The sequence below is a fragment of the Streptomyces sp. CLCI03 genome (assembly GCF_053615355.1).
This window is the reverse complement of sequence record NZ_JBSIFU010000001.1, coordinates 212,859-232,080: the sequence shown is the minus strand read 5'-3', so window position 1 is coordinate 232,080 and position 19,222 is coordinate 212,859. Positions and strand designations below refer to the sequence as shown.

Annotated in this window: 18 protein-coding genes and 1 pseudogene; 10 read left to right on the top strand and 9 right to left on the bottom strand. The window is 67.6% G+C overall.

Annotated elements, in window-relative coordinates; translation table 11 throughout:
- Positions 1 to 171 precede the first annotated feature (171 nt).
- The 5 genes from ACWG52_RS39515 to ACWG52_RS39495 all read right to left on the bottom strand — a co-directional run bounded on the left by ACWG52_RS39515 (position 172) and on the right by ACWG52_RS39495 (position 5,151).
- A complete protein-coding gene (locus ACWG52_RS39515) occupies positions 172 to 2,214 on the bottom strand; it encodes a hypothetical protein (RefSeq protein WP_390141510.1) in 2,043 nt (680 codons plus the stop codon).
- A gap of 131 nt (positions 2,215 to 2,345) precedes the next feature.
- Positions 2,346 to 3,050 carry an ABC transporter ATP-binding protein gene (locus ACWG52_RS39510; RefSeq protein WP_390141513.1) on the bottom strand — a complete coding sequence of 235 codons (705 nt, stop codon included), beginning with the start codon at positions 3,048 to 3,050 and terminating at the stop codon, positions 2,346 to 2,348.
- A 78-nt stretch (positions 3,051 to 3,128) separates the two neighbouring features.
- Positions 3,129 to 3,488: a hypothetical protein gene (locus tag ACWG52_RS39505; RefSeq protein WP_390141516.1), complete on the bottom strand. Its 360-nt coding sequence runs from the start codon at positions 3,486 to 3,488 to the stop codon at positions 3,129 to 3,131.
- A gap of 350 nt (positions 3,489 to 3,838) precedes the next feature.
- Entirely contained in the window at positions 3,839 to 4,105 is a 267-nt protein-coding gene (locus ACWG52_RS39500) for a hypothetical protein (protein ID WP_390141519.1), read from the bottom strand.
- 95 nt (positions 4,106 to 4,200) lie between these two features.
- Positions 4,201 to 5,151: a hypothetical protein gene (locus tag ACWG52_RS39495; protein ID WP_453129173.1), complete on the bottom strand. Its 951-nt coding sequence runs from the start codon at positions 5,149 to 5,151 to the stop codon at positions 4,201 to 4,203.
- A 42-nt stretch (positions 5,152 to 5,193) separates the two neighbouring features.
- Between ACWG52_RS39495 and ACWG52_RS39490 the strand changes: the two genes are divergently transcribed.
- Positions 5,194 to 5,433 carry a hypothetical protein gene (locus ACWG52_RS39490; protein WP_390141523.1) on the top strand — a complete coding sequence of 80 codons (240 nt, stop codon included), beginning with the start codon at positions 5,194 to 5,196 and terminating at the stop codon, positions 5,431 to 5,433.
- A 1,052-nt stretch (positions 5,434 to 6,485) separates the two neighbouring features.
- On the opposite strand, the gene ACWG52_RS39485 is transcribed toward ACWG52_RS39490, so the two are convergent.
- Positions 6,486 to 8,129: a trypsin-like serine peptidase gene (locus ACWG52_RS39485; protein WP_453129172.1), complete on the bottom strand. Its 1,644-nt coding sequence runs from the start codon at positions 8,127 to 8,129 to the stop codon at positions 6,486 to 6,488.
- Positions 8,130 to 8,585: 456 nt separating this feature from the next.
- On the opposite strand from ACWG52_RS39485, the gene ACWG52_RS39480 reads away from it, so the two are divergent.
- Positions 8,586 to 9,446 (top strand): hypothetical protein, encoded by an 861-nt coding sequence (locus tag ACWG52_RS39480; RefSeq protein ID WP_453129171.1) that lies wholly within the window; start codon positions 8,586 to 8,588, stop codon positions 9,444 to 9,446.
- Positions 9,447 to 10,033: 587 nt separating this feature from the next.
- Here the strand turns inward: ACWG52_RS39480 and ACWG52_RS39475 are convergent.
- Entirely contained in the window at positions 10,034 to 10,171 is a 138-nt protein-coding gene (locus tag ACWG52_RS39475; RefSeq protein WP_453129189.1) for a hypothetical protein, read from the bottom strand.
- 100 nt (positions 10,172 to 10,271) lie between these two features.
- Here ACWG52_RS39475 and ACWG52_RS39470 point away from each other — a divergent pair.
- The 6 genes and pseudogenes from ACWG52_RS39470 to ACWG52_RS39445 all read left to right on the top strand — a co-directional run.
- Positions 10,272 to 10,637, top strand: a pseudogene (locus tag ACWG52_RS39470) (ATP-binding protein); the annotation flags it as partial.
- Positions 10,628 to 10,900 carry a hypothetical protein gene (locus tag ACWG52_RS39465; protein ID WP_453129169.1) on the top strand — a complete coding sequence of 91 codons (273 nt, stop codon included), beginning with the start codon at positions 10,628 to 10,630 and terminating at the stop codon, positions 10,898 to 10,900. The pseudogene ACWG52_RS39470 and the gene ACWG52_RS39465, both read left to right, overlap by 10 nt.
- Positions 10,897 to 11,106: a hypothetical protein gene (locus ACWG52_RS39460; protein WP_390141535.1), complete on the top strand. Its 210-nt coding sequence runs from the start codon at positions 10,897 to 10,899 to the stop codon at positions 11,104 to 11,106. The genes ACWG52_RS39465 and ACWG52_RS39460 overlap by 4 nt, the downstream gene beginning before the upstream one ends.
- Positions 11,107 to 11,119: 13 nt before the next feature.
- Positions 11,120 to 11,428 carry a hypothetical protein gene (locus ACWG52_RS39455; protein WP_390141538.1) on the top strand — a complete coding sequence of 103 codons (309 nt, stop codon included), beginning with the start codon at positions 11,120 to 11,122 and terminating at the stop codon, positions 11,426 to 11,428.
- A gap of 103 nt (positions 11,429 to 11,531) precedes the next feature.
- Positions 11,532 to 11,834, top strand: coding sequence for a hypothetical protein (locus ACWG52_RS39450; RefSeq protein ID WP_390141540.1), 303 nt, complete (start codon positions 11,532 to 11,534; stop codon positions 11,832 to 11,834).
- A gap of 322 nt (positions 11,835 to 12,156) precedes the next feature.
- Entirely contained in the window at positions 12,157 to 15,357 is a 3,201-nt protein-coding gene (locus ACWG52_RS39445; RefSeq protein WP_453129168.1) for a Tn3 family transposase, read from the top strand.
- A 7-nt stretch (positions 15,358 to 15,364) separates the two neighbouring features.
- On the opposite strand, the gene ACWG52_RS39440 is transcribed toward ACWG52_RS39445, so the two are convergent.
- Together ACWG52_RS39440 and ACWG52_RS39435 are read right to left on the bottom strand one after the other, a co-directional pair.
- Positions 15,365 to 16,228: an ABC transporter permease gene (locus tag ACWG52_RS39440; RefSeq protein WP_390141546.1), complete on the bottom strand. Its 864-nt coding sequence runs from the start codon at positions 16,226 to 16,228 to the stop codon at positions 15,365 to 15,367.
- Complete coding sequence (locus ACWG52_RS39435; protein ID WP_453129165.1) at positions 16,225 to 17,136, bottom strand: ABC transporter ATP-binding protein; 912 nt, start codon at positions 17,134 to 17,136, stop codon at positions 16,225 to 16,227. Before ACWG52_RS39435 ends, ACWG52_RS39440 begins: the two co-directional genes overlap by 4 nt.
- A gap of 132 nt (positions 17,137 to 17,268) precedes the next feature.
- Here ACWG52_RS39435 and ACWG52_RS39430 point away from each other — a divergent pair, with 132 nt between their 5' ends.
- Positions 17,269 to 18,438 carry a sensor histidine kinase gene (locus tag ACWG52_RS39430; protein WP_390141552.1) on the top strand — a complete coding sequence of 390 codons (1,170 nt, stop codon included), beginning with the start codon at positions 17,269 to 17,271 and terminating at the stop codon, positions 18,436 to 18,438.
- Positions 18,435 to 19,097 (top strand): response regulator, encoded by a 663-nt coding sequence (locus tag ACWG52_RS39425; protein WP_453129163.1) that lies wholly within the window; start codon positions 18,435 to 18,437, stop codon positions 19,095 to 19,097. The genes ACWG52_RS39430 and ACWG52_RS39425 overlap by 4 nt, the downstream gene beginning before the upstream one ends.
- The last annotated feature ends 125 nt before the right edge of the window (positions 19,098 to 19,222 follow it).

Sequence of the window (19,222 nt, the reverse complement as noted above, 5' to 3'; positions counted from 1 at the left end):
CACGGTCCAGGAGACATGAAAGGGAACACCGCCGGCGAGGGGCTGCCGTCACCATGCGGACGTCGCACAGCTCGCGCGGAGAGGTAGCCGGGGCCCCTCCCTCGTCTGAGCGAGCCAGGCGATCTCAGGGCGGAGGCCGGGAGCGTGGACAGGGCGCGAAGAGTTGCTGCTTCAGTCGTTTGTGGGGCGCCAGATTCGGCTCCGGCGTGTCGCGATCTCAGCGCATATTGCGGCGATGACGACACCGCCGATGGCGATGCTGAGGGAGCCGGCGGCCACGAGCCCGGCGGACAGTTCACCTCCGTCGCCGATGGACAGCAGCATCTGGCCGAGTAGGTACGTAGCCACTCCGGCGCCTGCTCCAACGACAACGAGGGGAACGGATAGGTTCCAGAGGGCCACCCTGAGGTAGAAGGTTCTGTCGCTTCGGAACGAGGCCACGGGGCCGAGGCTTCGCGCCTGGTCGTCGAATACGGAAGCTGCGCCCACGATTCCGGCGAGGACCAGGGCAAGCAGGCCGATCAGTGCGGCGTCCAACACCCACTTGACGTAGGCGCTCCGGGCTTGTGCTCCAAGCATCCCAGACTCCACCGGCACGTCAAGCATGGGGAAGCCCAGCGTCCGGTAGGCGGTATCCCAGATTTGAGCGGCTCCGATTTCGCCGGAGGTGTTGAAGACCACGAGGGAGATGTTGGCGGGGTCGGTAATACCTGGGCGTCGGGTGGTGATGCTCACCTTGTCCGGCGAGAGGCCGAGCACTGCCAGTGCTGTTCGGGGCGTGGTCTCAACGGCCGAGATTGCGTCAGTCAGATCTGTGACAGCCGTGGGGCAGGTGGTGAGTGTTCCGAAGAATGCCAATGAGTTGCAGTCGGCGGACAGTATCGTGCGGCCGCCCTCGCGGTATACGAGGGCTGTCGGGTGGTCGGGGAGCTGTTCGCGGAGCTGGTCGAAGCGGGATGGATCGCCTGATGCCTTGATCAAGATGGCGTTGCGGTTGTTCACGCCGGCCAAGCGCTTGGCAACGATTTCCGGGCCTTCGAGCTGGCTGGTGACGACTTGGCCCAAGGTGGTGAGGCCCAGCCCCAGGATCATTGCCGCACTGAGTACGGCGAGTACTACGGGTCGGGCGGCGAGCCAACGGCCAGCGATGAGTCCTGCCGCGTCACCCCGTCGAAGGGAATGCGAGGCGATCGCCGATCCAAGAGAGCCTGACAGGCGTCCGGCAAGGATGGGGAGGACTGCGAGTACGAGCATGACTCCGAAGAAGAAGACGACTCGTCCCGGACCGTCTGCCCGCCACGTTCCGTACAAGCACAGGCAGAACCCGATCGCGGACAGCACCCATACCGTCCGTCCGGGCGTGGCTCTGGTCTGCTGTGGGCGAGTGGTGGTTCGTTTGGGGGGTATGGCGTAGCGCAGCGCGCTGATCCCCAGTACGAGGGTGGCCGCAGCAAGGATCAGCAGGGGGGTCCATATGCGTAGTGAGGCCACATCACCTGCTGAGACGGTGTACCCGGTGAAGGGGAGGGCGATGTCCCGCAGGGTTGTGACCCATGCTGCGGCTGCTGCCAGGAGCGAGCCCGCGAGTACGGGGGCCGCGGCTTCACCGGTGACCACCAGCAGGCGCGCTGCAGGTGGGGCTCCCAGGGCCTCGAGCATCGAGATTCGGCGGTCTCGCAACTCCGCGCCGCCGCGCACCACGACCATGAGGGAGGCGGCGGCCGGCATGACGGTGAAAAGAAGGAGGAGTATCCATAGGTCGCCGGAGGAACGTTCGAACTGGTGGCTCACGGTGAAGTAGTCGGTGAACTGAGAATTCGGATACCCGAAACCCGATATGCGCGTTCTATGACTCGTTTCACCGAAGATTCCTTCGACGGGAGAACGGGTATACACAAGAAGTTCGTTGGGTTCGGTGAGGCCCGTTCGCCCGATGGTCCCTCCCATCGTGCCGTAGCGGGGGACGAGGGCTCCGGCCGCGTGCTTCGCAGCCTGGGGTGAAAGAAAGGCCTCGCCCTTTTCGGGCCACCTGTCAAGGCCTGGCGGCGGACTGGCATCTGGCTGGAGCGGCTCCAGGAAGATGACCGATACGGCCTGACCGTCGGCGTAGTCCGGGCGCTCCAACCATAGGGCTACCGCTTCTTGGCCCTGCTCGGCCATGACCGGGGAACGGGCGTCCTGTCGTTCTTGACGGGCGGCCAGGCTGACATCCACGGCCAGGAGGCTCCAGGCCACCCACAGTACGAGGAAGGAAGCCGCGAATAGTCCGAATCGGTGAACCAGGGCCGATACGCCGCTGGACATTCCTACCCGGTGGCCGAGTCGGAGCATGGCCACGTGCCTGTTCACCTGCGGCCCTCCGAGTCCGTGAGGAGGCGTCCTTCGGTGAGTTCGAGCGTCCTGTCGGCGCGGGCTGCGATTTGAGGATTGTGGGTGACCACGATCAGAGCACACTGAAAGCGGGTGGGCAGGTCGAACAGCAGATCAGCGACGACGTCGCCGGTGCGCTGGTCGAGGGAACCAGTGGGTTCATCCGCCAGAACCACGGAAGGCCTGCCGATGAGTGCGCGGGCAACGGCGACACGCTGACGCTCACCGCCCGAGAGCGACGCGGTGTTCTTGGACGAGAACTCCTGTACGCCGAGTTCCTCCAGCAGGCTCTGCGCGTCCGCGTAGGCCTTCTTCGCGTCGCCTCCGGCAAGCAGGACCGGTAGTGCGGCATTCTCCAAGGGCGACAGTTCGGGTATCAGTTCACCGAACTGGTAGACGGTACCCACGGTGCGCAGCCGCATTGCGGCTCGCTCGCCTGCAGATGCCTGGGAGATGTCGAGGCCGGCGATGCGGATGACACCGGATGAGGCGGCGATCAGACCGCTGAGGCAGCACAGGAGAGTCGTCTTGCCCGAGCCGCTGGGGCCTGTCACCGCCACGGACGATCCGGCAGCAACGCTGAGGGACAGCCCGTTCAGAAGACGGCGATCACCGATGCTGTAGTGCAGGTCCTTGACTTCTACTGCGGCCGTCTTTCGATCGTGCAGGTCGGTTCTCATGCTTCCTCGTTGTCAGCCGGGCAGCGCGGAGCCGGGTGTACCGAACCTTCCGGCTCCGCGCGATGAGCATGTACTGGATCAGGGCCGGTACTTCCAGGGGCCGTAGGGATCGGTTGCCCAGTCACGAATTTGCTGTGAGCGGTGCTTCTTGACCCGGTTGGTGCTGCTGAGATCGAACCCGCCGTTGCAGGTTCCGATTCCTGCCGTCGCCCATTCTTCGTGTGCGGAGTTGTCGTCCCGCGTGAAGTGAGCCTTCACAGAATTCCCGTCCTGGTCCATGTCGCAGGCCAGGACACCACCCCAGGTGACGCCGGTATGCCAGTCATAGACGTCAGTGCTGTAACTCTTGTAGATGTAGGAATAGTCGGCGTTTGCGACGGGAGCGCTGAAAGCAACGGCGGCTGCCACGAGGACAGCCACCTTGGCAATGCGGTGCAAGAAATATTCCTCCCCGATTGAAGGGCCCACAGGGCCCGATACGAGACGGCGGCCGGCCAACCAGCGTGCCGTCGACAACAGGGCCTCCCGGAACGGTTCGGTTGGTTTCGCATCCCCGAACCGCCAGGAGGCCCTGTCTTCATACAGACGCCACCCAGAAGATTGCTGTTCGACTACCCGACCGTTCTACGACCGGTCGAGATGCGGTGGCTGACCGGCAGTCGGGCGCCGGCCGAGATTGGTGGCGACCCGCGCGTGTTCGCCGGCGCCGGAACCGCTCGACGGCTTGCCTGGGAAGCCCTAGGCCAGCAGGGCCAGCGGCAGGACCTTCAGGTCTGTGAGCCGGAAGGTCAAGAACTGGCGGCGCGGCTGCGTCGCTGCAGGATCCACCGGTGGACGGGCGGTGTCAGGCCGCCGCCGACGATGAACCCGAGCACGGCGCTCTGGCTCGCGCTAGCGATAGTCCCGATGATCGCGCACAGAACCAAGCCGACCACAATCAGGCCCGCGACCTTGAGACGCTGGGACAGCTGGTTCAGCCATTTCACCGTCGAGAAAGTCGTGAGATATACCGTCGAGCCGAAAGCGGCCGACGCCAGAACGGTCAGAGCATCCATTCCGCAACCTTTCAAAATCGGAAGCCGAAATGTGTCCCTTCGGCCGCCAGGGTCAGCTGTGCTCCCTGTTCGGGATCACTCAGCTCCCGGTCTGTCTACCTGCAGTATCCGTCGCCGGCACTGCCGCTGTAAGTGCCGCTTCCGGCCACGGCTGCCGCCGGAGAAAGGGCCGCCAGCGAGGGGTTGACCTTGAACTTGATGCATTGACCGGTCGCGGCTGCGTACCCCGCGATCCCCATGAGGGACCGGCCCCCGACGATCGCGGCCGGGTGTGGCAGCCAGCCCACAACAGTCCCGCCGAGGGCGAGGACCTTGGTCTCATTCTTGTTGAAGTACACGGTGCCGCTGATGATGCCCCAGGTGTAGTGGGGGTCGGCCACCACAGGGAAGGCGGTGTCGGGGCCGGTCCGGATGGTCTGGACGAGGGTGTTGCCGTCGAGGCTGTAGCTCGTGGAGACGGCCTTGCCGTTCGCGTCCTTCGCCCAGGGAGCATCGATGTGACCGCGGACGACGACGCCTGCGCCGCCTGCGGAGGTGACGATGTCGTAGCCACCGGCGCCATCGGCAATCAGGGTGGCGCCGTCGGGCAGGCCGAGGTCAAAGCGCTGAGTGGTGGGGGCGTCGGCGTTCTTGAGGGTGACCAGGGCGCGGGCACCGCCGTCCACGGTGGCCTGGGTGGCGAGGTCGGTGTGCGCGGCCGCATTGGGATATACGGTGGTGCCGGCCGCCGAGGTGGTACCTGCGGCGTTCACCGCTGCGGGTAAGGCCATCGTCACTGCAGAGCCGTCAGAGGCCGCCACGGTCACCCGCCCTTCAGCGCTGACCGGGGTGGTCACGGTGACGAGCCCGCGATCCGTCGCCAGGACCTTGCCTCTGGTGCTGTCGGGGGCGACATCGGTGGTACCGGTGGCCTTCTGGACGGTGGCCACGGCCCGATCCGCCGCGCTGACGGCGGGACCGCCGTCAGCGGCAAAAGCCGGAACCACCGTTCCGGATATCAGTGCCGTGATGAGCAGCGCAGCATGAATCGAGTTCTTGAGCTTCATGTGATTCCCCGATTGGCAGAGTGTCGCATTCGGTGGAGCAAAATGAACACTATCGATCATGGCGGGATGGTCAATCAATTTGAGGAACTGCTGAGGTTCCCTCAATCCGGCATCCGCCAGTCGAACGCGAAAAGATGGACACTTTCAAGCCGATTTGGCGAAATGGACACCATACATTTGCCGCAATCGAGGGCTGGTCGGCTTGATTTACCTCAGCAGCCTGGCCTACCGACCGCCAAATCTGGATTCAAGCCATTTCTAGATCTGAATCAGCCGCAGTGATCTTCCGTCCGCCGACGGAACCGTGCCGGACCGCTGACCAGACATCGCGGCCACGTCGCACCGCAGCCGCCCGACCACACCCAGGCCATGCCTTCCACCTCGAGGCCGGCCGGCTGGACCCGCGCACCGACTCCCCGACCTACGCAACCTAAATGCGCCTGATCACCACGCGGCTCGCGGCCGAAGCGAAGCACGGTCGGGCACCGACCGGTACGCACCGTGCGGGTCCTGCCCGTCGGCGTCGCACCCGCGCCCCGGACCGCTGCGGAGTCCCCGGTCCCGCCGCGGCGCCGGAGGCCCGCCGGTGTCGGTGAAGACGCGCAGGATGGCGTCACCCTGGTTCCACCGGGCGCTCGCTTCGCGCCAGGCCGTCGTGCCCGTCGGCCGGGTCGACCCACGCGGCGGACTCCAGCCGGTGCGGCAGAGCAGGCTGAGCAGGGCAACGACGTCGAGCAGGATCCAGGCCGAACGCAGGGCGGTCAGGTGTCGCCCATTCGCACAGGCAGGCCCTGGAAAACGCGCGGTCGGCCCCTCGAGGCGCTGGCGTGCCCATGTACGAGCTGTTCCTCGCGTCTACGCCCAGAATGCCTCGGTAAGCTGCCGAGATCGAGCCGGAGAACGCGGGCGAGGATCAGCCATTGGCGCAGAAAGCCGACAAGCAGGACGCGGTCCAGTCCGGCGTGTGCCTGCCACGGTGCGCCGAGGGCGGCCATGGCCCGCTGGACTGCCTGCTCCCAGTCGCGCTGCGACCGGCGGTCCCCCGTTGATCAACTGTGTTCACCCAACGACGAGCTTCTTCCGCCCGAACGAGATCCGTCCAAACGGCCCTCACAGACGCGGAGTCAGAGCTGACCTGCCGCTGGAGTCAGTTGCCACTGAGGCAGTCAGCGCGCCGCACGGGTGTGTTGCGGCGCGCTCTAAGTTCCATCTCAAGGTGTCAGTGGAGCACCTGCTGAAGGGTCTACAGGTCGCCAGCCGGTCTCGCAGCGAGATGCGACCCAGGCGTACGCAGTCCGGGGACCGGCCTGCGTACGCCGTGCCTGCTGGCCTGCCTAGGCGGGTGGGGCGATCATGATTTCGGTTCCGAGGTTGTTCATGCGGGTGTCTTTGTACATGGTGGTTTCGCCGTCGCTCCAGCGGATCATGAGGTCGTTGGTGAGACCGTCGCCGGTGAACTGCCCGGTGGTCATGATGACGCTGTGGGTCCAGGTCTTGTTGGGGCCGTGGATGGGCTGCTCGCTGCCCAGGCCGCCGGTGGTGGTGCCGACGTAGTTGTTGAGCGCGCCGCTGGACCAGCGGACCATGAGGTCCCACTTCTGGTTGCCGGAGTACTGCCCCGCGGTCAGCAGGGTGGCGTCCTTCCAGGTGCTGTTGGGGTCCTTGAGCTTGTACTCCTGGCCCATGGTGCCGGCGCTCACGTTGGTGAAGAGGCTGAGTTCGCCGTCGGACCAGCGGACCATGAGGTCGGTGACGTAGGTGGCGGCGTTGAAGCGGCCGGCGGCGATCTGGGTGGCGTGGCTCCAGATGGATCCGGAGGCCGCCATCTCGGTTCCCCCGTCCAGGCCGTGGGAGCCGACGTCGCCGTGCAGGGTCATCCGGCCGTCGTCCCAGCGGACCATCAGGTCGAACTGGTTGGAGCCGGTGAAGTCGCCGGCGGTGATGGTGGCGGCCGGCTTCCAGCCCGCGTTGGGTGCCAGGAGCTGCCGTTCGGGGTGGAAGCCGCCGTTGCCGTCGCCGGGGTAGAGGGTGACTTCGCCGTCGGTCCAGATGACGAGCAGGTCACTGTGCCCGGTGCCGGAGAAGTCGCCCGAGGCTATCTGCTTCGCGTGCTTCCAGGTCTCGCCACTGCCGGGCAGGACGGGGCCGTCCGTCGCGCCCTGGTAGGGGTTCGGGCGGTGCACATTCTTCTCCCCGATGCCGTTGTTGGCGTCGTTGTAGAGGTCCTGGGCATCCTTGCCGTACAGCGGCGAGTACGAGATCCAGTGGACGTCGCCGCCGCCGCCGACACCGCCGACGTTTCCGATCACCTGTCCGGTGTTTGTCTTTGGGTTGTATCCCTTGATCCAGGGCCCGCCGGAGACACCGGGGTGGAAACCGCCGCACTCCATCTTCATCTGCCGGAACCCGTGCAGGCGGGTGGTTGGTACGTCGCAGCGGATGGCCTTGTGGGAGGGGTTGTCCTTGCCCTTGGAGGGGTATCCGACCACGGTCACATTGTGCTCGTACGTTGTCGCCGGAGTGAAAGTGAGGGCGCCCGTGAGGTTCTCGACCGCTCCCTTGGCGTTCGCGTTGACCGTGACGAAGGCGAAGTCCAGGTCGGACGTCGGCCCCCGCCCGTTGTTCTCGTACCGCCCGTCCATGTAGACCTCATGGACGGGGAAGACACCCCAAGGCTGATCGCCCGAGCCGAGGCCGTACCGGTACTGCGGCACGAAGATGCGTTGCACCGAATTTCTCAGTTGGGTCCCGCAGTGGCCTGCGGTGAGCACCATGTTCTTGCCCTTGCTGCGTACGACACTGCCACTGCAATAGGTGCTGTCCCCGCTGACCGGCGTGCCCTGGAAGAAGAACGTCCCGACCATCGGTAGTCCGTCGAAGTGGGCTGCCGTGGGGGTGCCGGCAGGGGCGGCCGGGGCCATGCCCGGGGCCGCCGGAGCATCGCTGCGCACCGCGCCGACCGGCTTGGCCTTGGCCATTCGCTCAGCGCTCCAGAACTCCGCCTCCGCCGCGGCGGAACGAGAAGGAGAGGCGGAAGCGGGAGGCGAAGGCGGTGACGGAGCAGGGCGTGGCGACAAAGAAGGCGGCGCAGAGGGGGTGGGGGTGGGACCGTGGGCGGAACCGGGCGGAGACCCTGGCGCGGCGGAGGGCGGGGAGGGGAGGGCGGGAGCGGTGACCGGCACTGAGGCGGTCGGGGCCGGAGTGCCCGAAGCCGCAGCGACAGTGCTGCCGAGTAAGACGGTCGCGATGCTGAGAGCGAGTGTGTTTAACCATCTGGATCTCACAGAACTTGCTTTCTGAGCTAGGCCATAGCGCGCCAAGGCGGGAGGCAATGGTGCGTCAGTTCGAAGAGGGGGCAGACTATGCAGCACTTTGAAAGATCGTCAACGAAGTTGAAATGAGGGCTAATGGCTACTAATCAGACTCGGTTCGGTGTGGCCGCCATGCTTGCCCTGTCGCTGTCAGCCGCGACGGGTGGCGCCTTAGCGGCGCCGGTCTCCGATCCGCCCCGGCCGTTGCCGAGTGGGGCGGAGCTGACGGTCCGGCCGGGCGATCGGGTCACGATCTCGACGAGCGCCACGGTCGACGCGGACACCAGGAACGGCGTGCGAGTGGTTTCCGGCGCCTTCGCGACGGCGGGCACGCTACGAAGGGAGGACCGTCTCGTCACCGCGATCATGACGGTCGCCTGTACGGCCGCCTCCGGCCCCTATGAGGTGCGCTTCAGGTCTCCGGTGGGCGAGGAGAACCCGTCCGGGATCGACCGGCTGTGGGGGAGCGTCAGGGTGGCGCCGGCCGACGAAACCGAGCGCGTGGAGTGCGCGAGGAGGGTGTCCGAACTGCCGCTGGAGTCGCAGGAGGAACACTGGCCTGGCGATGCGCCGTGGCCACAGACACCCTGGGACGTGCGTACCGTGCGGGCGGGTGGGACGATCACCGCCACCGACAACTCGCACATGGCCGGGGACGGGGAGGTCAAGCTGTCCTCCCCGGCCTTCACACAGTCGGTAGTGATGCGCGGCAGCAAGAAAGTCGACGCCACGGTCCGGATCCGGTGTGAAGTGCAGCCTGGCGTCTACACCGTGCACTGGAACGAGAAGGGCAAGCCCGCCAAGGAATGGGCACGCTACCGAGTGACCGAAGCCGCACCTGGTTGCCAGGACCCGGCAATCGCGCCTCAGGCGGTCGCGGCCCGGAAGGCGACTCCTTGGCTGGTCGGCTCCGTCGCCGCTCTGTCCGTCATGGGCGGGGCCGGCTACGTCCTCCTCCGGCGCCGTCGCAAGGCATCCCACTGACGCCTGGTCGCCGTGCCATCGGCGCCGGCTTCGCCTCCAGTCCCTGAAACGGACCGTAGTATTTCGCTTTCGACCATGGCTGAAAAAGTATGAGATACGTCTCGAAGGGCTTCCTTATGAATGGCGCAGGATGAGCGAATCCTCAAGTGAAGCTCAGTGGATCCATTTGCGGGTTGCGGGAGGGATTTCATGCGCGCGTGTGAGTGTCCTTGCTCGAAGAGCCGACGACCGACCTATGGGGATTCTTTCCCCCCGCCGAACTGCTGCCACATTCAACCTTTTCCGTATCGGCTTCATGCATAGTCAATATTTGACGGAAATGAAATTCGGCCGGGGCTTTGTCGGCGTTATGGTGGCGACCACCGGAGGCTGCGGGCGGCGGTGCGGCGCTGCTGTCCCCTCGTCGAGGGGGGACAGCTGGCCCGTGGCCGTATCCCAGGGGAGGAGTTCGCCGTCGAGGACCAGGCCGTCCGGCAGCAGGGCGGCCTCCGCATCGAGGAGACCGAGAGCAGCGGGTGGGGGCTGTCGCCGTCCTCGATGAAGGGCATCAGCGAGGACCAGATCACCCGCATCGCGGCCGGCCGGCCCTACAACAGCCTCCAGGACATTTGGGAGCGCGCCCACTCCGCCTCCCGATCGCTGAGCGCGTCGTCGAGATCGGCGCCCTCGACCCGCTGCGCGGCCCGCTCACGCGCGTCCTCCTCCTCCAGGCCTCGAAGCACCACGCCCACACCCGCGCCCGGCCGACGGGCAGCTGCGACCGGTTGCTCCGCGAGCGGCGCTTCCGCTCCTCCACTCCCCCACCCTGCGCGCGAACGTGCCCACCGTGGCCGGGCCCGCCGCATCACCCAAGCCGTACTCGACGCCTGGGGTACGGACAGCAATGCGACCGACCAGGCCCTCCTCGTCGTCTCCGAATTTGTCACCAACGCCGTCGAACACGCCCTGCCCCCCGTACTCCTCCGCCTTGAGCAGCGCACCGACACCCTGAGCATAGAGGTCGACGACGGCGGCCCCGCCCCCGCAGACGGTGCCTGGAGCCCTGCCTGCGACCCGGAGGAACACGGCCGCGGCGGTCAAATCGTCGCCCAACTGGCGACTGCATGCGGCACCCGAGCCCTCCCGCGTGGCGCCACTCACTGGGCAGACCTTCCCGCCACCGACAGCACGAGAGTGCGGGCTTGGCCCTGAGCCTGCCAGCCGGGGCCCACGGCACGGTGACCTGGCACCCGCCGTTCTTCGCGGCAGACCGCGCGGCCATCGAGCAGCAGCTGTCCCGGAACCAGGACCACGACGCCGCGGCCCCGGAGATCGAGGCCCTGTCGCGGCGCTGGCCGACTGCGCGCGGCCGGCCGGACCGTACCGCCCTGCGCACCATCCTGGCCGCGCCGGAACTCGCTGCGGAGCTCCTGGCCCTCGCCGACCGGCAGCCGGCCGGGGGCGAGGGCCGGTGAGCCGGGCCGATGAAGGGCCGCACCCCCACCCGCTCACCCCGGCCGGCCTCCCGGACGGAGACGACTGGTTCAACGGCTGCCCCGACTGCCACCTCCCGATCCAGGGCGGGGGCGCCAGCCTGGCCGCGCACCGCCGCACCGTCCACAACCCCCGCCGCGGCTACGGCGACCGCCGCACCCCCATCACCATCCGGCTCGATTTCTGACAAGGAGGCCCTCATGGCCGTCCAGACCGCTCCGGTCGACACCTTCACCGCGCTCGACACCTGCTTCACCGCCGACCTCGCCGCCCTCATCGGCAGCGAACCGCCGCGCGACCTCACCCCGAACCGGTTCATCGACCTGGTCGAAGAGGTCTGCGACGTCCTCGCCTCCTCCAGCCTCGGCAACTTCCAGGACGCCGGGGACGACCTGGATTCCGCCGCCACCCACCTCACCGACGCGCTGACCGAGCCCGGCGCCGACGTGCCCGTGCTCCTGGCCCGTGCGCGGACCCACCTGCGCGCCGCGATCGAGACGGCCAGCTGACGCCCTGAGTTGAGCGCACTCCGTGCCGCCCCGGCCCCCCTTGCACCCGCAGGGGCCCGGGGCGGTCGCGGTGGCCCCTCAACACAGGAAGGAGATGGGTGCCATGCCGTTGCCGTATTTCGAGGTGGACGTGCCGATACGCAGTACCGAGATGCCCGGCGTGCGGGGGCTGCACGTCTTCACCGGCCGGGCCGACAGCCGCAGCGCCGCCGTACGGATCGCCCACGAGGTCTACGACGCGGCACGGGCCGCGACGGAGGCCGGGCTGGAGATCCCGCACGGACGGCCGGACGGCTGGGGCGCCTGCGGATACCGGCCCGGCTGGGAGCTCGACTGGCCCGCCGCGACCGCCGGCCGCTGGACGAACCCCTACCGCTGGACCAAGCCCAGCACCTTCGAGTTGTAGCTCCGCCCCGGGACAGCCGCCCTGCTTGTCCGGCTGACGACTGCCCCGGGCCACCCATCCCGCACAAGACGAGAGAGGGAGCCACCAGTATGGCCTCCACCGTGCGCTTACATGCCCCGTTGGGGTCCAGCCAAGGTGAGCCCAAAAGGGGCAGTGGGACGATCTTGAAGGTCTGAGCCGCTGCTCTTGCGGATCTACCACTGAGGGCCTGACCGTGTTGCCCATTCCACGGTTCTGATCTTCCGCTGCTCGTTTCCCGGGATGATCCGGCACGTGGGCGCGCCAGGCGCGTCCGTCCAGTGTTGGGCCACGGGTGGGTGGGATGACTTCGATCGAGCGGACCGTGTATCCACGGTTCAAGCGGCTGATCACCGCGCGCGAGCTGCATGTGTTCTTCACTCCGGGCGAGGAGGAGCGGGCCTGGGCTGAGGAGGTCACGGACTCCGACGAGCATCAGTTCGCGTTGCTGCTGGCGCTGAAGTCATATCAGCGGATGGGCTGCTTCCCGAAGCAGGAGGACGTGCCGGAGCAGGTCGTGGAGTTCGTGCGGCGCGTAGTGGAGCTGTCGGAGAGCACCTTGCCGGTGTACGCCTCGCAGCGGACCGCCAAGAGCCACCGCAGCCTGGTGCGCGAGCGGTGCGGCATGCGCTACGACGGGCCAGCGGCGCGCAAGGTGGCCGAGGAGACGATGCGGATCGAGTCGGCGTCGAAGAACAACCCGGCTGACCTGATCAACATCGCGTTGGAGAAGCTGGTCGAGGCCGGGCTGGAGATCCCCCGGTTCTCGACGCTGGACGCGATGGCGTCCACGGTGCGGGCTCAGGTGAACGAGGAGATCCTGGCCGGGATCCGCGACCGGATGACGGCGGAGGAGAGGCGTCGGCTGCTGGGGTTGCCGGACGTGGTGGGACTGGACCGCAAGACGCTGTTCAACGCGCTGAAGCAGAACCCGGGCCGGGCGACCTGGTCGAACTTCAAGCGGCTGAAGGGGCACCTGGAGTGGGTCGACAGTCTGGGCGACACAGCGAAGTGGCTCCAAGGGGTGGCGTCGGGGAAGGTCGCGGACTTTGCCGGCGAGGCGGAGGCCCAGGACGCCGCGACGCTGAAGGACTACACCGAGGACAAGCGTGTCGCGCTGATCGCGTGTCTGTCCGCGAAGGCGCGGATGCGTGCCCGCGACGACGTGGCCACGATGTTCTGCAAGCGGATGTTCGCGAAGGTGAAGAAGGCCCGTGACGAGTTGGAGGAAATCCGCCGCAAGCAGCAGGAGATCGTGGAGGCCCTGGTCGGCAACTACCGCACCCTGCTTCAGCAGGTCGACGTCGGCGGGCCCGCGCAGACGGCGCGGGCGCAGGCAGCCGCCATGACCAAGCAGTCTCTGGACGCGCTGGAGGGCTTGGACGAGGAGTCCAGCGCCGAGGAGGTCGCGGGGCGGCTGGAGGGCCGGGTGTCGCCCGCGTTCCTGCTGCTCTCCGAGGGGCTGATGGTGCAGTCGAACGGTCTGGCCTCCGTGACGGCGGCGGTGGAGAGGTTCGGTGGGTTCGACGCGCAGTACGCCCAGATCGAGAGGGTCTCCGCCCACCACGGTGACAACTGGGAGGTGCTGTTGCACGGGCACCTGAAGGCGGACCGGCCGGTGATGTTCGACCTGACCGACGTCATCGAGCTGAAGGCCACGAGCGAGGACACAAGCGTCCTCGACGCCCTCGCGCACGCCAAGGCCCACCGGACCCTGACCCGTGACTACATCCCGGACCGTGACGACCAGGGCCGGCCCGTCAGCATCTCCTTCGCTACGCAGAACTGGCAGAAGGTGATCCGGGACCGCCGCAGGCCCGGGTACTTCGTGCGCCGGCACTTCGAGGCGATGGTGTTCTGCTACCTCGCCGACGAGCTGCGGACCGGGGACGTCGCGGTGCTCGGCTCGGAGGAGTACGCCGACTGGTCCGAGCAGCTGCTGCCGTGGGAGGCGGTGGAGGAGAAGCTGCCGGAGTATCTGGTGGAGGTCGGCCTGCGCGAGGCCGGGGACACCACGCCGTTCGACGGCGGCGCGCTGGTTGCCCAACTCCGCAGGCGGCTGACCCTGGCGGCGGCGAAGGCGGATGGCGAGTACCCGGAGAACGACGAGCTGTTCATCGATCCCGACTCGGGGGCGCCCAAGCTCAAGCCGCGTCGTGCTGAGAAGCCGCGCAAGAGCGCCGAGCGGCTGGAGCAGGCGATCAAGGAACGGATGCCGGAGCGGTCGCTGCTGGGGATCGTGGCGCGCACGGCGTACTGGATCGAGTGGTGGCACCGGTTCGGGCCGGCCTCCGGCAACGACCCGAAGCTGAGGGACCCGTTCGGCCGGTACGTGATCACGACGTTCGTGAAGGGCACGAACATGACCTTCGCCGAGGCCGCCCGGCACATCGCAGGGGTGACCGGCCATGAGCTTTCGATCGCCGCCCGGCGGCACGCGACCACGGCAAAGCTGAACGAGGCGATCACCGACGTGGTGAACGCGCACGCCCAGCTCGACATGTCCCGTGCGTGGGGCAGCGGCACCACCGCCGCGGCCGACGGCACCCACATGGACACCTACCTGGACAACCTGCTCGCCGAGACGTCCGTGCGGTACGGGGCGGTGGGCGGCATCGCCTACCACCACGTCTCGGACCTGTACATCGCGCTGTTCACGCACTTCGTGCCGTGCGGTGTCTGGGAGGCCGTCTACATCATCGAGGGCCTGCTGAAGAACACCTCCGAGGTGCAGCCGACCACGGTCCACGCCGACACCCAGGGCCAGAGCTACCCGGTGTTCTCCCTGGCCTACTTGCTGGGCATCGACCTGATGCCCAGAATCCGCAACTGGAAGGACCTGCTGTTCTTCCGCCCGAGCCGGACCACGAGTTACGAGCACATCGACGCGCTGTTCGGCGAGGTGGGCCGCAACGTCATCGACTGGAGCCTGATCGAGACCCACTTCAAGGACCTCATGCGGGTCACGGTCTCGGTCCGCGAGGGCGCCATCTCCTCCACCCTGCTGCTCAAGCGGCTTCGCTCCGGCTCACGCCGCAACGCCACTTACACCGCCTTCCGCGAGGTCGGCCGGGTGATCCGCACTGTCCAGCTGCTGCGCTACCTTTCCGATGCCCCGCTGCGCGGCCGGGTGACGGCCGCGACCAACAAGGTTGAGGCGTTCAACGGCTTCTCGGACTGGGTCCACTTCGGACAGCGCGGCACGGTGAGGGCGAACGACCCGGTCGAGCAGGAGAAGGACGTGAAGTTCACCTCTCTGCTGGCCAATCTGGTGATCTTCCACAACACTCTGGACATCGCGGACGTGGTCCGCGAGCTGCAGGCTGAGGGCGAGGTCATCGACCCGCTCGACCTGGCCCAGATCTCCCCGTACCTGACCGAGCACATCATGCGTTTCGGCGAGTACTCCACCCACGAACTCGGCATCACCCCGGACGACTACGACGCCCACCTCGACGTCGACTTCAGTGCGCTCGGCAAAGACGTGGCGGAGGCAGCCCGCTGAGCCGAGCTCAGACATCCCGTCGCCGCACGACCATCACAGCAACGGCCACCGAGACGAGCGCCCAGGCCGCGAGCGCGATCCAGGAGCCCGTGATCGTGGCCGGATATTCGCCCAGGCTGGTGTGGCCGTCGGGGTTCAGCGACAGCCGGGCTTGCGCGGCCAGCGGCAGGTGGTTGCCGATCTCCTTCAAGAGCCGGTACCTCTCGCCGCCGAAGAGCATAGGCAGGATGAAGAGCATCCCCACGACGGCGACGATCGAGGCCGTGGCATGTCTCAGGACGGCGCCGAGCGCCATGCCGATGAGCGCGCAGACCGGGATGACCAGCGCGTATGCCGCGACGGCCCGCAGGCAGCCGGGGTCCTGGATCGAGAGTCCGACGTGGCGGGAGGCGAGCATCGCGTTGGTGGTGAAGAACGACGTCACGGAGACGATCACACCAAGGACGAGCGTGATCGCCGTGACGAGGACCACCTTGGCCGTGATCACCGCGCCCCGGTCGGGGACGGCGGCGAGCGTGGTGCGGATCATTCCGGTGGCGTACTCGCCGAAGACCGTAATGGCGCCGAAGCTGGCCGCGGCCAGTGCCATGACGCTGGCGGCGATGCGGCCCAGGCCGTGGAACAGCGGGTCGTACTTGTAGGGCGGGAGGCCGGGTAGTGGGGGATGCGGCTGGTCGATGTACGTCAGGTCGGAGTGGACAGCGTTGACGTTGATCGCGATGGCGACGACGGCGCTGAGGGCAAGCACCCAGTAGGTCGACCGGAGGGACCGCACCTTGATCCACTCAGCGGCTAGCAGATCGAGGAACCCGGCCACCGGTTCGGCGGCGCGCTCGGACGGCCGGGTACGGGAGAACGTCATGATGCTCATCGGGCTTCTCCTGCGAGGTATTCGACGCTGTCGGCGGTGAGGGACATGAACGCCGACTCCAGGGACGAAGTGTGGGTGGCGAGTTCGTGCAGCACGATGCGGTGCCGGTGGGCGAGGTCGCCGATCCGGGCTGCGGTCAGGCCGGTGACCCGGCCCGCTTGGTCGCTCTCGCGGCGCACCGACGCACCCTCGGCGATCAGCACGGCCTCCAGGGCCGCCAGGTCGGGCGTGTGCACGGTCACGCCCAGGGAGGCGTTGCGGGCCGAGAAGTCCTCCAGGCTTTCGTCGGCGATCAGCCGGCCCTGGCCAATGACGATGAGCCGGTCGGCGGTGTGCTCCATCTCGGCCATCATGTGACTGGAGACGAACACGGTGCGGCCCTCGGCCGCCAGACGGCGAAAGAGGCCACGCACCCACAGCACGCCCTCGGGGTCCAGACCGTTCAGGGGCTCGTCGAACAGGAGCACCGGGGGATCGCCGAGCAGGGCGCCCGCGATGCCGAGACGCTGTTTCATCCCGAGGGAGAACCCTCCGATCCTGCGCCGCGCCGCCTTGGCCAGCCCGACCTCCTGGAGGACCTCGTCCACGCGGGCCGGCGGGATGCGGTTGCTACGGGCCAGGGCGGACAGGTGTGCCTGTGCGGTACGTCCGCCGTGGACATCCTGGGCGTCCAACAGAGCGCCGACGTGACGCAGGCCGCGCGGGCGGTGCGAGAAGGGAACCCCGTCCACGGTGACGGACCCGCTGGTGGGGGCGTTCAGGCCCAGGATCATCCGCAGTGTGGTGGACTTGCCGGCGCCGTTCGGGCCGAGGAAGCCGGTGACCTTGCCCGGTTCCACAGTGAAGGTCAGGTTGTCGACGGCGACGGTATCGCCGTACTGCTTGGTCAGCCGGGTGGATTCGATCATGGGTCCAAGCTGCCGGGGAGGGCAAGGAGCCGGCATCGGCTGGTGGTTCACACTTGTGAGCCCTGCTGGTAGCCCGGGGGATTACGCCCGTGGGCCAATGCCCCGATGGGAGCGCGTCGATAGGATCGACTGATGATCGCCACTCCTCATCCACCCCTGCTCAAACGCGTGCCGCCGGGTGTGTGGGTGGCGGCCTTCTGGTCGACCCTCATCCTGGTACGCACGTTCCAGCGGCCGGACGAACTGCAGCGTCTGCTCCGGTACAACGGCAACATCGAGGACGCACCGCTGCTGGTCACCGCCGTCGTCACGACCCTGGGCGCGCTACTGCTGTTCCGCGCGCCGCTGGCGGCCGTGGCCATCGCGCTCGCGGGCGCCGTGTTCTCGCTCGGGATGCCGGTGCGGGCGACGCCGGTCGTGCTCTTCCTTCTGGCCGACGCGGCCGTGGGCTACACCGCGGCGACCCGCTCACGGCGGGTCTCGGTCTTCGCGGCCGTGCTCCCGGTCGGCGTGCTGGCCGCGTACACGGTCTGGCGGCTGGGACGCGGGTACTTCTTCAACGTCTCGGTGCCGGCCGCCCTCGCGTCGACCGTCGTCATCGCCTGGCTGATCGGCAACACGATCCATCAGAACCGGGCGCACGCGGACACGGTACGCGCCCAGGCCACGCAGCAGGCGGTCACGGCCGAGCGGCTGCGGATCGCCAGGGAACTGCACGACATGGTCGCCCACAACATCGGCATCATCGCCATCCAGGCCGGCGTGGGCAGCCTGGTCATGGACACCCAGCCCGCCGAGACCCGCAAAGCGCTGGACGCCATCGAGGCCACCAGCAGAGAGACCCTCGCCGGCCTGCGGCGGATGCTCGGCGCGCTGCGCCGGAGTGACCAGGAGTCCGCGCCGCTGGATCCGCTTCCTGGTCTGGCCGCCATCGGTCAGCTGGTCGGGAAGACCGCGGCCGCCGGGGTCCGGGTCGACGTCCGGTGGCGGGGGGAACGTCGCGACCTGCCCTCCGACGTCGACCTGGCGGCCTTCCGCATCGTCCAGGAGGCGGTCACCAACGTCGTGCGGCATTCCGGCACCCGGGACTGCAGCGTCATGGTCGACTACCGCCCCGACGAACTGGCCGTCGATATCGTCGACCTCGGCTCGGGCGGCACCGTCGCAGAATCCGGATACGGCATCGCTGGAATGCGCGAACGGGTCAGTCTGCTGCACGGCGAGTTCAGCGCCGGGCCGTGTCCGGAAGGCGGCTTCCGCGTGGCAGCTCGGCTTCCGGTGCCTGTGGAGGCAGGTCGATGATCCGTGTCGTTCTGGTCGACGACCAGCCCCTGATCCGTTCCGGCCTGCGCGTCCTCATCGCCGATATCCCCGACCTGGAGGTAGCAGGGGAGGCCGGTGACGGTGCCGAGGCGGTGGAACTGGTCCAACGGCTACGGCCGGACGTCGCCATCATGGACATCCGCATGCCTGGCATGGACGGCATCGAGGCCACCCGCCGGATCAACGCGGATCCGGAGTCGAAGACCCGCGTCCTCGTCCTCACCACCTTCGACGACGACGAGTACGTCTATGGCGCGCTTCGCGCCGGAGCGAGCGGCTTCCTCGTCAAGGACATGCCGCTGAAGACCATCCTCGACGGGATCAGGGGCGTTGCCGCCGGAGATGCCCTCATAGCTCCGAGCGTCACCCGCCGTCTCATCGAGGAGTTCGCGGCACGGCCCGAACCCGCCGCTACTACCCGCCGGGCGGTGGTCGACGGCATCACCGACCGGGAACGCGAGGTCCTGACCCTCGTCGGCCGCGGCCTGTCCAACACCGAGATCGCCGAAGAGCTCACCATCAGCGTGGCCACCGCCAAGGCCCACCTCGCACGGCTCTTCACCAAACTCGACGCACGCGGCCGGGTCCACCTCGTCATCCTCGCCTACGAGATCGGCCTGGTCGCGCCCCCACGGTGAGGTTCACCGGCGGATGACCAGGCCAGCGGCGGGCCACCCCACAGCAGCAATGAAGATCGCGATAGCGGCTGGCTTCACTCTCCCCGCTTCAGAAAACCAACGTTTTTTGAAGATCGCCGGGCGGG

Bases quoted from the DNA above. Each gene is read 5' to 3' on its own strand.
- ACWG52_RS39510 (WP_390141513.1), bottom strand. From the start codon at position 3,050: ATGAGAACCGACCTGCACGATCGAAAGACGGCCGCAGTAGAAGTCAAG.
- ACWG52_RS39500 (WP_390141519.1), bottom strand. From the start codon at position 4,105: ATGGATGCTCTGACCGTTCTGGCGTCGGCCGCTTTCGGCTCGACGGTA.
- ACWG52_RS39495 (WP_453129173.1), bottom strand. From the start codon at position 5,151: ATGAAGCTCAAGAACTCGATTCATGCTGCGCTGCTCATCACGGCACTG.
- ACWG52_RS39490 (WP_390141523.1), top strand. From the start codon at position 5,194: ATGAACACTATCGATCATGGCGGGATGGTCAATCAATTTGAGGAACTG.
- ACWG52_RS39485 (WP_453129172.1), bottom strand. From the start codon at position 8,129: ATGGCCAAGGCCAAGCCGGTCGGCGCGGTGCGCAGCGATGCTCCGGCG.
- ACWG52_RS39455 (WP_390141538.1), top strand. From the start codon at position 11,120: ATGGCCGTCCAGACCGCTCCGGTCGACACCTTCACCGCGCTCGACACC.
- ACWG52_RS39450 (WP_390141540.1), top strand. From the start codon at position 11,532: ATGCCGTTGCCGTATTTCGAGGTGGACGTGCCGATACGCAGTACCGAG.
- ACWG52_RS39445 (WP_453129168.1), top strand. From the start codon at position 12,157: ATGACTTCGATCGAGCGGACCGTGTATCCACGGTTCAAGCGGCTGATC.
- ACWG52_RS39440 (WP_390141546.1), bottom strand. From the start codon at position 16,228: ATGAGCATCATGACGTTCTCCCGTACCCGGCCGTCCGAGCGCGCCGCC.
- ACWG52_RS39435 (WP_453129165.1), bottom strand. From the start codon at position 17,136: ATGATCGAATCCACCCGGCTGACCAAGCAGTACGGCGATACCGTCGCC.
- ACWG52_RS39430 (WP_390141552.1), top strand. From the start codon at position 17,269: ATGATCGCCACTCCTCATCCACCCCTGCTCAAACGCGTGCCGCCGGGT.
- ACWG52_RS39425 (WP_453129163.1), top strand. From the start codon at position 18,435: ATGATCCGTGTCGTTCTGGTCGACGACCAGCCCCTGATCCGTTCCGGC.